The 13,626-nt window shown below is 25.7% G+C and carries 12 protein-coding genes, 1 tRNA gene and 1 other RNA gene; 10 read left to right on the forward strand and 4 right to left on the reverse strand.

Annotation, left to right across the window (positions count from 1 at the left end; genetic code table 11):
- Positions 1-225: 225 nt before the first annotated feature.
- From hflK to cysQ, 9 genes are all read left to right on the forward strand, one after another.
- Positions 226-1,494 carry an FtsH protease activity modulator HflK gene (gene hflK, locus CRV10_RS02395; RefSeq protein WP_136130228.1) on the forward strand — a complete coding sequence of 423 codons (1,269 nt, stop codon included), beginning with the start codon at positions 226-228 and terminating at the stop codon, positions 1,492-1,494.
- 4 nt (positions 1,495-1,498) lie between these two features.
- Entirely contained in the window at positions 1,499-2,500 is a 1,002-nt protein-coding gene (hflC, locus tag CRV10_RS02400; protein ID WP_158675176.1) for a protease modulator HflC, read from the forward strand.
- Positions 2,501-2,652: 152 nt separating this feature from the next.
- Positions 2,653-3,957 carry an adenylosuccinate synthase gene (locus CRV10_RS02405; protein WP_136130230.1) on the forward strand — a complete coding sequence of 435 codons (1,305 nt, stop codon included), beginning with the start codon at positions 2,653-2,655 and terminating at the stop codon, positions 3,955-3,957.
- A gap of 385 nt (positions 3,958-4,342) precedes the next feature.
- On the forward strand, positions 4,343-6,577 hold the full coding sequence (gene rnr, locus CRV10_RS02410; protein ID WP_136130231.1) for a ribonuclease R: 2,235 nt from the start codon (positions 4,343-4,345) through the stop codon (positions 6,575-6,577).
- Positions 6,578-6,761: 184 nt separating this feature from the next.
- Positions 6,762-7,514 (forward strand): 23S rRNA (guanosine(2251)-2'-O)-methyltransferase RlmB, encoded by a 753-nt coding sequence (rlmB, locus tag CRV10_RS02415; protein ID WP_136130232.1) that lies wholly within the window; start codon positions 6,762-6,764, stop codon positions 7,512-7,514.
- 299 nt (positions 7,515-7,813) lie between these two features.
- Positions 7,814-8,200 (forward strand): 30S ribosomal protein S6, encoded by a 387-nt coding sequence (rpsF, locus tag CRV10_RS02420; protein WP_136130233.1) that lies wholly within the window; start codon positions 7,814-7,816, stop codon positions 8,198-8,200.
- 96 nt (positions 8,201-8,296) lie between these two features.
- Complete coding sequence (rpsR, locus tag CRV10_RS02425; RefSeq protein WP_136130234.1) at positions 8,297-8,524, forward strand: 30S ribosomal protein S18; 228 nt, start codon at positions 8,297-8,299, stop codon at positions 8,522-8,524.
- A 54-nt stretch (positions 8,525-8,578) separates the two neighbouring features.
- Positions 8,579-9,028, forward strand: a complete 450-nt coding sequence (gene rplI, locus CRV10_RS02430) for a 50S ribosomal protein L9 (RefSeq protein ID WP_136130235.1) — start codon at positions 8,579-8,581, stop codon at positions 9,026-9,028.
- A 134-nt stretch (positions 9,029-9,162) separates the two neighbouring features.
- Positions 9,163-9,909: a 3'(2'),5'-bisphosphate nucleotidase CysQ gene (cysQ, locus tag CRV10_RS02435; RefSeq protein ID WP_136130310.1), complete on the forward strand. Its 747-nt coding sequence runs from the start codon at positions 9,163-9,165 to the stop codon at positions 9,907-9,909.
- 36 nt (positions 9,910-9,945) lie between these two features.
- Here cysQ and ppa read toward each other — a convergent pair whose 3' ends face one another.
- Positions 9,946-10,497 carry an inorganic diphosphatase gene (gene ppa / locus CRV10_RS02440; RefSeq protein WP_136130236.1) on the reverse strand — a complete coding sequence of 184 codons (552 nt, stop codon included), beginning with the start codon at positions 10,495-10,497 and terminating at the stop codon, positions 9,946-9,948.
- Between the two features lie 257 nt (positions 10,498-10,754).
- On the opposite strand from ppa, the gene rnpB reads away from it, so the two are divergent.
- Positions 10,755-11,129: RNase P RNA component class A (gene rnpB, locus CRV10_RS02445), an RNA gene on the forward strand.
- Positions 11,130-11,422: 293 nt separating this feature from the next.
- On the opposite strand, the gene CRV10_RS02455 is transcribed toward rnpB, so the two are convergent.
- From CRV10_RS02455 to CRV10_RS02465, 3 genes are all read right to left on the reverse strand, one after another.
- Positions 11,423-11,833, reverse strand: a complete 411-nt coding sequence (locus CRV10_RS02455) for a phage holin family protein (RefSeq protein WP_158675177.1) — start codon at positions 11,831-11,833, stop codon at positions 11,423-11,425.
- Between the two features lie 277 nt (positions 11,834-12,110).
- Positions 12,111-12,773 carry a DedA family protein gene (locus tag CRV10_RS02460; RefSeq protein ID WP_136130239.1) on the reverse strand — a complete coding sequence of 221 codons (663 nt, stop codon included), beginning with the start codon at positions 12,771-12,773 and terminating at the stop codon, positions 12,111-12,113.
- Between the two features lie 683 nt (positions 12,774-13,456).
- Positions 13,457-13,528: transfer RNA gene (locus tag CRV10_RS02465), tRNA-Ile, on the reverse strand.
- Positions 13,529-13,626 lie beyond the last annotated feature (98 nt).

Consider the following 13,626-nt stretch of genomic DNA (forward strand, 5'->3'; position numbering starts at 1 on the left):
CATTCAAAAATGAATATTTAGCAATAATGTTATTATATCATGTTAAGCAAATAAAATTCATTAGTTGTTTTTCAGAGTTAAATAATTTTTTATTTTATGTAAAAGCTATATTTTCAATCAGTTATAAAAATATTTTGATTAGAAAATTGTTTTGTATTTAAACAACTCAAAAATTAATTACAATAATTCAAATGGACTTAATGAAAATAGAACGGAGGAAATGATTTGAATAAACCTGGAAATAATAATAATAAAAACAATCATGATCCATGGAGCCCTGATAGCAGTCAAAATAATAAAAATTTTAGAAACAATAATCAACAAGGAATGAATTTAAGATTCTTTAATTATAAATACATTTTTAAAATGTTAATAAAATCTTTTAGCGGATCAAATAATCAAGAACATAATAATATAAAGAAAACTAATCTTTTATTCATTAAATTAATTTTTATATTGTTAATTACTTTATTGTCTATTTGGATATTAAGCGGTTTTTATACTATTAAAGAAGAAGAGTGTGGTGTAGTAACTCGTTTTGGTAGATTCAACAATCTAGTTAAAACAGGGTTAAATTGGAAACTGAATTTTATAGATAATGTACAGATTATTAACATAAAAAAAATACGTGAATTTGGTATATCAGAAAACATCATAAGTTATGACGAAAATTTAGTATTTGTTGAAATTAATTTACAATATAAAATCGTTAATCCTAAAAATTATTTATATTCATTAATAAATACTGATGATAGCTTATTAAAAGCCACTAATAGCGCATTACGTAGTATTATAGGGAGAACAACTATAGACAAACTTTTAAATCAAAGATGTACTATTATTTGTCCTAATACGAAAGATCAAATTAATAAAATTATCAGTTCGTATAATATGGGTGTTGAAATACTAGAAGTTAATCTTAAAAAATTAACTCTTCCTGAAGAAGTTAGATCAGCATTTCAAGATGTAATAAAAGCAAAAGAAAACCATATACAATATGCAAAAAAAGCAAAAATTTATCATGATAAAGTTCAAACTATTGCTAAAAACAAAGCAAATAATATTCTTAAAGAAGCTTTAATCTATCAAAAAAATAGGTTATTAAATACCCAAAAAGAAGTTGAAAGATTTAAAAAATTTTTACCACAGTATAAAGCTCATCCAGAAATTACAAGAAAACTTTTATATATTGAAGCCATGAAAGATATATTGAGTCATACTAAAAAAATATTAATAGATACTAATAATAAGAACATTGTTTTACTTCCAACTGATTTATTATTAAATAATAAATCAGAATTAAATAAATCAGAATTAATAGATATAGATAAAACTGTAAAAAATAATATTATTAAAACACCTTTAACTATTAAAACACCTTTAACTGTTCATAATATTATTAATGATATAAAATTACATAATTCCGATAGTATTATGGATCAACGTAGAGCAAATGCTATTAGAAATAAAATCACGCGTGAAAAAAGAGAATAAATTCATGCATAAAACAATAACATTAATAATAATTACAGTATTAATAATAATAAAATCGTCCTTATATATAGTATATGAAGGTCAGAAAGCTATTATAACCCGTTTTGATAAAATTTTAAGGAATACAAAAAATCATAACCCTATATTATTAGAACCAGGTTTACATTTTAAAATTCCATTTATTGATACTATAAAACCTTTAGATATTCGTATTCATACAATGAATATGAAATCAAATCATTTTATTTCTAAAGATCATAAAGAAATTATTGTAGATTCTTACATTCAGTGGCGTATCAATGATATTGATAATTATTATATGTCTACAGGAGGTAGTGATTCACAAGCTGAAATGATATTAAATAATGTATCCAATGATATTTTAAGCATACAGATAGGAAATTTATATATTAAAGATATTATAAATGATTTACACAACAACTTAACAAAAAAAATGCTTAATGCGTTGAATAATGCGAAATTAGAAACACAAAAAACATCTAATGATTCAATGAAGAATAAAATAATATCGAATAATTTAATTAGTGATTATAAGGATAAAATTACTAAAATTATATTACATTTTAATTCTATGGCTATATTAGGTATCAAAATTGTTGATGTACAAATTAATAATATTAACTTTCCTAGTAATGAATTAAAGTATGTTTTTAATCGAATAATCTCTGAAAATAAATTAATAGCACAAAATGAGATTTTAAATAGTCAAGAAGAATTCAATAAATCAAAGATACAAGCAGATCATAATGCAAAAATCATTGTAGATAAAGCTACCAATAATGCACTAAGCATTCGTGAGAATAGTGAGTTACAAGCGGAAAAAATGCTTATTGATTCATTTAATAATGACATAGAATTTTATACTTTTATACTAAATTTAAATGCTTATAAAACGGTTTTTAATAATAAAAAAGATTTGGTAATTCTAAACTTAGACAATGATTTTTTTAAATATATGAAAAATCCTTTAATTAATAAATATTAAAGTATGTTACTAATGTTTAATTTTAATCTATTGTTGATATTAATAATTATGCTGTTGATCTTTATCAAATTAATATGTTATGAAGCATACATATTAATTATTTTAAAATAATATGAAAATTATAAAAATATTTTCCAAGGTGGTCTTAACAAATGGTTAAAAATGTTGTGATACTGGGAACCCAGTGGGGTGATGAAGGAAAAGGGAAAATTGTAGATTTAATTACTGAGCAAGCAAATTTTGTAGTTAGGTATCAAGGTGGAAATAATGCGGGACATACAATTATAATTAATGGAGAAAAAACTGTACTTCATCTAATTCCTTCTGGAATTTTACGAAATAATGTAATGAGTGTTATTGGTAATGGTGTAGTGCTTTCTTTGGAAGCTTTAATAAAAGAAATAGAATCACTAGAAAACCGTAATATACCAGTACGTGAACGTTTACTAGTTTCTATTGCATGTCCTCTTATATTTCAATTTCATATAGAAATTGATATTGCTAGAGAAAAATTTAACGGTATTAAGGCAATTGGCACTACTGGTCGTGGTATAGGTCCAGCATATGAAGATAAAATATCTCGTCGTGGTTTACGAATAGGCGATGTATTTAATAAAAATAATTTTGCAAATCAATTGAAAGGACTTGTTGATTATTATAATTTTCAATTAGTCAATTACTTCAAGTCAAATTCAGTAAATTATAATCAAATATTATATAAAACAACAAAGATAGCAAATTATTTACATGATATAATAGTAGATACATCAGAGGTTTTGAATAAAGCTTGTTCAAATGGTAATTTCATTGTATTTGAAGGTGCGCAAGGTGCTATGTTAGATATAGATCATGGCACATATCCATATGTTACATCTTCAAATACTACAGTAGGAGGAGTTTTCACAGGAACAGGAATTGGTCCTTGCAATATAAAATACGTAATAGGTATTATGAAAGCTTATTCTACTAGAGTTGGTTTAGGTCCTTTTCCTACTGAACTCTTGGATAAAACAGGAGATTATTTATGCAATAAAGGAAAAGAATATGGTTCTACTACTGGTCGTCGTCGTCGCACTGGTTGGTTAGATTTAGTATTAGTTCGTCGTTCAATACAAATCAATTCAATCTCAAGTTTATGTTTAACTAAGTTAGATGTCTTAGATGATTTTGAAGAGATAAAAATTTGTACATCATATCAAATGCCAGACGGTAGTAAGTTAGTTAGTACTCCTTTAATTATTGAAAATTGGACTAAAATAATACCGGTATACGAAATCATACCAGGATGGAATAAAATTACATTCGGAATTCGAACATTAAAAAAATTACCTAAAGCAGCTCGTGATTATGTAAATCGAATAGAAGAATTAGTTGGTATTCCTATTAATATTATTTCAACTGGTCCTGAGAGAAATCAAACTATAATCATGAATGATCCTTTTAATATAAAAATATAAATGATTCTTAATCAATTGGAGTTTATCTGTATTTAATATAATTTTATCCAATATATTATTATATAATAATTTGATTTGTATAATATAAAGAAATATAGTCAATTATCGATATATAAGAAACAATGTCAGCAATACGACTTAACAAAAAATATCTAAAATAAATAAAATTTGCTAATCTGTAATAAACCAAATATATAACTATTATTTAAATAAATAATACTATATTTTTACTGTACTCAAAATAATAATATAGTGGTAAACATATTAAATGATTTCAAATAATAGTATTTATATATTTAATTAAATTAGAAATGCTAATGATTTATATTTGATATTATTTGATAAATAGCAATGGTAAATATTAAATGATATCTTAGGAACTACTATGCTAAAATATTTTTCTCAAAAACGAGAAATTAAACAAAACCAAAATTCTATTCCTAGTCGTAAGTTTATTTTAGATTTTTTAAAGAAACAAAAAAAACCAATAAGTCATAAAAAGCTAATTAAAAAAATATGTTTACAAGACGTAACTAAATTTAAAGCTTTAAATCGTCGTCTATATGCTATGAAACGCGATGGTCAGCTATTATTAACTTATCGTAAACAATATACTGTACCAAAAAATTTTAATTTAATCAAAGGTAAAGTAATTGGCCATCGTGATGGATATGGGTTTTTGAGAGTAGAAGGTCAAAAAGATGACTTTTATTTATCAACAGAACAGATGAAATTTTGTATTCATGGAGATATTATACTTGCACAGATAATAAAAACTGATCGTAAAGGTCGTAAAGAAGTAAGGGTTATTCGTATACAAAAATCAAAAAATAAAAAAATTATTGGCCGCTATATTAAACAAATAGGTAGCAGTTTTGTTATTCCAAACGATAATCGATTACCATTTAATATAACAATTCCATCAAAGTATAATTTAAATGCTAATGAAAATTCTATAGTGATAGCAGAGTTATTGAATAGACCAACTCATAATCATAAAGCAAATGGAAAAATCACTGAAATATTAGGTGAAAAAATGGATGTCAACCTAGCTATCAATATAGCATTAAGAAGTCATGAAATTCCTTATAATTGGTCAAATGAAGCAAAACTACAAATAAATAATTTCAGTCATAAATTAACAGAAACAGATAAAATAGGACGTATTGATTTACGTAAATTACCTTTAATTACAATAGATGATGAAACTGCACGTGATTTTGATGATGCACTATATTGTGAAAAAATGTATAGTGGGGGTTGGCGTTTATGGGTTGCTATAGCTGATGTCAGCTATTACGTACGTCCTGGTACACCTTTAGATAAAGAAGCATATTTACGTGGTAATTCAGTGTATTTCCCGTCACAAGTAATCCCAATGTTACCAGAAATTCTCTCTAATGATCTATGTTCTTTAAATCCAAAAGTTGACTGTCTATGTATAGTATGTGAAATGAATATATCTTCTAAGGGTAAATTAACTAGTTTTAAGCATTATGAAGCAATTATGAATTCACATGCTCGCTTAACATATAATGAAGCTTGGAATATACTCCAAGGAGATAACCAATTACATAATCAATATAAATTATTAAAAAACATTCTTAGTGATCTTCACTATCTATATAAAGTATTGGAACAAGATCGTCATAAAAGGGGTGGAATTTATTTTGAAAATTCAGATGTTAAGTTTATATTTAATACTGAAAACAGTATAAAAAATATTAAGCGTGTTTTTCGTAATGATATACATAAAATTGTCGAAGAATGTATGATTCTAGCTAATTTTGCTTCTGCTCGTTTTGTAGAAAAAAGTAAAGTACCCATTTTATTTCGTGATCATGATCGTCCAACTAATGACAGTATTAAAAATTTTTATATTGTATTAAATGAATTAGGTATTTCATTAAAAAAGAGAGAAGAAGAGAAACCTACATCTATAGAGTATTCGTTATTATTAAAGAAAATTGCAAATAGGCCAGATAGTGAAATGCTACAAATGATGTTATTACGTTCTATGAAACAAGCAATTTATGATCCAAAAAATCGAGGGCATTTTGGTTTAGCTTTAAATGTATATACACATTTTACTTCTCCTATTCGACGTTATCCTGATTTACTTTTGCATAGAGTAATTAAATATTTATTATATAAAGAAAAAAGAGATAATTTATTTAAAGATAATGGAGGGTACAAGTATAACATTAAAGAAATGATAAAATTAGGTTATCAATGTTCTTTAACGGAACGTCGTGCTGAAGAAGCTGTTCGTGATGTTTCAGACTGGTTAAAATGTGACTTTATGAGAAATAGAATAGGCAAAATATTCGAAGGGGTTATTTTTAGTATAACTAATTTTGGTTTATTCGTTCGTCTAAATGAATTTTTTATTGAAGGTCTTATACATATTTCAACACTTACAAAAGATCATTATACATTAGACACAATATGTCAACGTCTTACAGGCAAGTCAAGCGGTTGTGTCTATAGTTTAGGTGATACAGTAAAAGTTTCTATTACAGCTGTCAATATGGATGCAAGAAAAATTGATTTAACATTAATTTCTTACTGTAGTGTTTTTAGTGAAACGCGTAATATAAAGAGAAAAAATATGGTTTAATATGTAATTATCGAAAACAAAAAAGTAATTAAATTATTTCTTTAATGAAGGTGCTATAATATACTAGGTAATAAAACTAATTTTCATTTTAATTTGCTGCTGATACAATAAAAGTTATTTTTCTATAATTTTGTTATTTTATATCTTTTACAACTATTGATAATTTATTTAACTAAATAAAAATATGAACAATAATATTATTTTTGGAATACATCCTATAGATGCTTTACAGAAAACTAATCATCAAAGCTTACAAGAAGTTTTTATTCTTAAAGATGTTAACAATAATCGATTAAATTTATTAAAGTGTTCTTTACAAAAAAAAGGCATTAAAATTAATTTAGTAGATCGTAAAATATTTACTAGTAAAGTTAAAGATGATTGTGTTCATCAAGGCATAGTAGCAATAGTTAAATATATTAATCAACATCATGAAGAATATCTATATAAAATAATTAAAAATGTACAAAAACCATTTTTATTAATTCTAGATTGCATTACTGATCCTCATAATCTTGGTGCCTGTATTCGTACTGCTGATGCAGCTGGAGTTGATGCAATAGTAATACCAAAAAAAAGATCAGCTTCAATTAACAAGACTGTACATAAAGTTGCTAGCGGTGGGTTAGCAAATACACCAGTAATTCGAGTTACCAACTTAGCTAGAATATTATGTTTATTAAAAAAACAAAATATTTTAGTAGTTGGTACTTCAGATGGGTTGAACAATAATTTATACGAAAAAACATTACTACCTCCAATAGCTGTCGTAATAGGTTCAGAAAGTACAGGTATACGATATCTCACTCGCAAGTATTGTGATATAATTATAAATATTCCGATGTATGGCATCGTTTCATCTTTAAATGTATCAGTTGCAACTGGTATCTGTTTATTTGAAATAATACGTCAACGAAATATGCAAAAAAATCAATAATAGCTTATTGATTTAATCATTAATATATCTAAATTAAAAAAATAAACTAAAACTATTATCATTTTACTATTTGAAATATTCTTGATATAATTCATTTACTTTAAAAAATATACTTATTGATTTTTAAAATTACTTTACTATTAATTATAATTAATACGCTTTAATAATTTTTCTAATTGTTTAAAGTGTTTGAAATGATCGACTAATAATATTAATTGTATTTTTAATAAAGTTCCTTGCTTCTATTATTTATTGACAATGATATTTAAGGAAGCTATAACCCATAAGGAGCCATTACAGTGCGTCATTATGAAATTGTATTTATGGTTCACCCTGATCAAAGTGAACAAGTTACAAAAATCATTGAAAGTTACACTACTTTAATAACTAAATCTCAGGGCAAAATAAATCGTGTAGAAGATTGGCGTCGTCGTCAGTTAGCTTATCCAATAAAGAAACTTCATAAAGCTCATTATATTCTATTGAATATTGAAGTTTCAAAATTAATAATTAAAGAAATAGAAAATAGTTTTAGATTTAACGATGCTATCATACGTAGTATGATCATACGTGTTAAAGACGCAATAATCGAACCTTCATGTATCATGAAAATTAAAGATGATCGCCGAAATAAACGTGAAGATTTAGTTGCTGAATCCACAATTTCTTCATCTAATGATGAGTAAAAATTACTGAAGAGTAGTATGTAATTTGTTTGACACAGTAGATTATAACAGGTATTTATATAAAATTAGCATAATAAATTTTAAGGAATGAGTTATATGACACGTTTTTTCCGCCGTCGTAAATTTTGTCGTTTTACAGTAGAAGGAATTCAAGAAATAGATTATAAAGATATTGTAATGCTTAAAAATTATATTACTGAGAATGGTAAGATCGTGCCAAGTCGCATTACTGGTACTTGTGCGAAATATCAACGTCAATTATCTTTAGCTATTAAACGTGCACGTTATTTAGCTTTAATACCTTATACTGACCGTCATAAATAATAAATATTTTTGGTTTCAACACAAAAGTGTGTTCAATATAAGTAGGATCTAATAGTGAAAATTATTGTTCTTGATAAAATAAAAAAACTAGGTAATGTTGGTGATGTTATTGATGTTAAACCTGGATATGCACGTAATTTTCTAGTGCCGAAAGGAAAAGCATTAATTGCTACTCAAAAAAATGTTGAGTCTTTTAAAATAGATAGAATAAAAATAAAAGATCAATTAGCTGAAAATATGAGAATAGCAAATAGTAGAGCAGAAAAAATTAATAAACTAGGCATTGTTACAATTATATCTAAAGCAGGAGATAAAGGTAAACTATTTGGTTCTGTTACTACACGTAATATTGCAAATGCTGTTACTTCAGCTGGTGTTGAAATAAATAAACATGAAGTAAGATTACCAAATGGTGTGTTACGTACAATTGGTAAGCATGAAGTATATTTTCATCTTCATAATGAAGTATCTGCTAAGTTGATTATAAATGTTGTAAATTGTTAACATTATAACATTTTAATATTATGAAATTTTATTTGTTAGTTAATAGGATTAGTTACTTTTTTATAGTATAATGTTAAAATTTTATTTGTTAATGATAGTAATCAAATTGCTATATGAGTAAAAAACATGAAAATATATTAAAAAGTGTTTGTATCATAGCACGCTCAGCAGGTGATGCCATAATGTATATATATAATAATCTGGAAAATTATTATACTAGTAAAAAAAATGATAAATCACCGGTAACCATTGCAGACTTTATTGCACATGACATAATAATCAAAGGACTAAGACATTTAGTACCAACTATGCCTATTTTATCAGAAGAAAATCCAATATCTTGGGAAATTCGTAAAAATTGGCAACATTACTGGTTAGTAGATCCTTTAGATGGTACTAAAGAATTTCTTAAACATAACAATGAATTTACTGTAAATATTGCTTTAGTTGAATACGGTAAACCTGTGCTAGGAGTAATTTATGCACCAGCAATGAGTACTATGTATTATGCAATTGAAGGAAAATCATATAAAGAAATTAATAATAAAATAGTACAAATTAGAGCTCGTATTATCCATCCACCGGTAGTAGTTATCAGCCGTTCACATGATAATAATATTGATAAAATAAATAATTTTTTATTAAAATTAGGTGCACATAAAATTATCAAAATAGGATCATCACTAAAGTTTTGTTTAGTAGCTGAAGGTAATGTACAATTTTATCCTCGTTTTAATCCAACAAACATTTGGGATACATGTGCAGGACATGCAATAGCTTTAGCTGCTGGAGCATATGTTAATGATTGGAGCGGTAATACATTAAATTACTTGCCTAACAGGTCATTTATTAATCCAAATTTTTTAGTTTCTGTATTGTAATGAATATCTAGCATTATTTTAAGTATTGCATAAAAATTATTCGTCAATAAAACTATTTTTCAGTTTTTTAGCACGTTCGACAGAAGCAATTATTTCATTTTTAGCTGCTGTAACATCATCCCAAGATTTTATTTGCACCCATTTCCCTTCTTCTAAATCTTTATAATGTCTAAAGAAATGCATTATTTGATTACGTAAAAGTTTTGGAAGGTCATTTATATTATGAATATCATCATATTCTTTAGATACTGTTGTATGAGGTACAGCTATTAATTTAAAATCTTCTCCAGAATCATCGATCATCTTTAACATACCGACTGGACGACATCTAATTACAGATTTTGATCTTAATGGATATGGAGTTGGTACTAATACATCAATTGGGTCACCGTCAAGAGACAAAGTATCATTAATATAGCCATAATTACATGGATAAAACATAGTTGTTAAAATAAAACGATCTACAAATAAAACATTTAATTTCTTATTGATTTCGTATTTAATTGGATTATCATTTGCAGGAATTTCGATAATCACATAAATATCTTCTGGTATTTGTATACCTGCTGGTACTTTACTTAAGTTCATTAAAGTTATACCTCTAAATATAAAAAATAATAAAATTTAAGATATATATCTTATCAAATCTTTAAATTAAGAAAAGTATTCTTTCACACTAGAATTTAGTAAAGTTAAATATAAATGCAATATTAATAATAATCTTTTTTGTAAACATAAATAAATAATTTATTGCAGTAAATTATTTATTAGTTAAATATAATTATATTTGTTAAAATATAAATTATTTGCTGACATAAATAATAAAACGTGTTACTCTGCTTTAGAAAGTCGACTAGACAGTCGCTGCTTCCTTAATCTAAAAAGGAAGGAGAGGAAAGTCCGGGCTCTTAGGGTTAGGGTGCCAGGTAACGCCTGGGAAGCGAGAGCTTACGACTAGTGCAACAGAAAAAAAACCGCTTATGTAAATATTTTAAATATTAACTATTTACAAGCAAGGGTGAAAAGGTGTGGTAAAAGCACACCGCGCTTATTGGTAACAATTTGTGGCATTGTAAACTCCACCCGGAGCAAGGCCAAATAGGGTTTTTTTAAGTATAACCCATACTAAACCCGGGTAGGCTGCTTGAATTAATAAGTAATTATTAGTCTAGATGAATGACTGTCCACGACAGAACCCGGCTTATAGGTTGACTTTCTTAAAAAACATCATATAAAATATCTTATAGCTTTCCAAATGTAAAAAAATCTCAATCCATATCTGAATCCGTACTTAGTCCAATTAAATAACGCATTAATTCTCTGTAGTTTTGTAGACCATATTAGTAATATACTACTACCTAATAATAAATATTTTTGCATATTTACAAAAATTAACCAATAATTATCATAATTTTTAGTCCTTATAATCAATTCATACTTTAATTTTAATAGATCTAATCGCTGATTATTAATTTGATTGCACATTGAATTGATTAAAATTACACGTTTCCTACTATTCATTATATTGATCTTCCTTGTTGTTCATTATAGCACTATCAGTCTTTAGTTCTTTACGCGTATACTGCAACAAAGTGGAACTTCTTAATTTTTTAAGAACCCAAAGAACTAAAAGAAATGATATTGATAGCAGTATGACACTTAAGATAGTAATAGTTATTATACGAAATTTAGGATTTAAAGACCATACTACTGCCATCAATAGACAAACAAATCCTAATGCAGCAAATAAAAAGATAAAACCAAGCATTAGTAATATCTTTATTATTTTAGATTTTTCTTCTTCTATCTCCAATATTGCCAAACATAGTCTAGTTTCAACTATATTTATCATTTTTGTAATAATTTTTTGACCAATTTCTATTATAGTTTTGCTAGGTCCTTGTCTGCTTTTCGAAGTATTCATGGTCATATCTTAGGTTAAGATTATAATTCAATATTATTTTTGTATTTCTAGATGTAACATATTTTTGATTTACAAATAATAATGTATCATAGAAAAACAATGATGAAATATTTCATTTTTTAGACACTTAACGTTAATTGTATTTAATATCAATCGTTCATATCATACTGATGATACAATAACAAATTATAGACATTACTAATTAAAAATTCAAAAAACCGATAGATAATTTTAAATTATTCTTGTATATTTCAAACTAACGATTTATTAATCAATATCATTTTTTATTCAATTTACGTTTACGATACAACATTACTAATAGACTAATTATGCCAAACAATAGCAATATTAGAGGTAATACTATTAATAAAAACATTAATTTATCTTCATAATAAATAAAAAATTTTGTTTTACTTAGTATAAATCCTACTGTAATAAGTATTACAACCCATAATAATCCGCTGATCCAACTAAAAAACTGAAAACGGATATTGTTTAATCCTGACATACCAGCAATTGTAGGAAGTAAAGTTCTTAAAAAAGCAATAAATCTACCTATTAATAGTGCTGCTAATCCATGACGATAAAAAAGGTTATATGCTCTTTTATGATATTTATCAGGAAGTTGTGCAAGCCATTTTTGTACTATTATAGTATTTCCTAACCATTTTCCTTGTATATAACTTATCCAATAACCTAAACCAGCACTAATAGTTAATAAAAAAACAATTAATGGAAAATTTACTATTCCTTTACCTACAAGAACACCCACTAAAATTAATAAACTGTCTCCTGGTAAAAAAGCTGCTGGTAGCAACCCATTTTCTAAAAATACAATTAGAAATAAAATCCCGTAAATTAACCACATTACTGCTGGATCTGATAAAGTGTTATAATCTTTTTGCCATAAAGCATGTAATAAAGTTTGCAAAATATTCATTTACAATTCCTGAACTATTTATTAAATAATATTTCATATTTTGGGATTATTTTGTAATACATTACATTTTGTTAAAATAGCAGGTAGGCATATTTACTAATAAATTTTTAGAAAATTAGTTTTTTTAAATTACTTCTTACTTGAATTCTTTCTATAAATAACAAACTTAATATAAACACACAATATATCAGTTAAAAAATGTATTAAAACTTGTTTTTTTATAAAAATCTAATTTTGGAATTAATTAAAATTACATTTTTTACTAATAATAAAAATAGCATACATAAAAACATTTAGTTAAAATTTTAATAATAATTATTGTTAAAATTTTAATGTTCTTAGTCAAATGATCTTATTATTTTTTGAAAAAACAATAAAATTAAATACTTATTTCTATGAAATAAAAAAATAAATTTATGAATAAATAACTACTGAAAGTTAAATTTTATATTCAGTTTAAATTTGTATATTAGCAAGGTTTGTGTAGTTATAAAGGTGAGATTTGTATATTAGCAAGGTTTGTGTAGTTATAAAGGTGAGATTTGTATATTAGCAAGGTTTGTGTAGTTATAAAGGTGAGATTTGTATATTAGCAAGGTTTGTGTAGTTATAAAGGTGAGATTTGTATATTAGCAAGGTTTGTGTAGTTATAAAGGTGAGATTTGTATATTAGATAATATAAATGGCCCCTGCTGGATTCGAACCAGCGACCAAGCGATTATGAGTCGCCTGCTCTACCACTGAGCTAAGAGGCCTGAATTTAAAATAATTACCAATGATTTTTATATTACAATATACATCAGTACAGTAAACTTTTAAGTGACAACGATCATAACTTACTGCATGATAATAT

Origin of the sequence: Candidatus Pantoea edessiphila, assembly GCF_002933355.1 — a bacterium.
Taxonomy (GTDB): Bacteria; Pseudomonadota; Gammaproteobacteria; order Enterobacterales; family Enterobacteriaceae; genus Pantoea_C; species Pantoea_C edessiphila.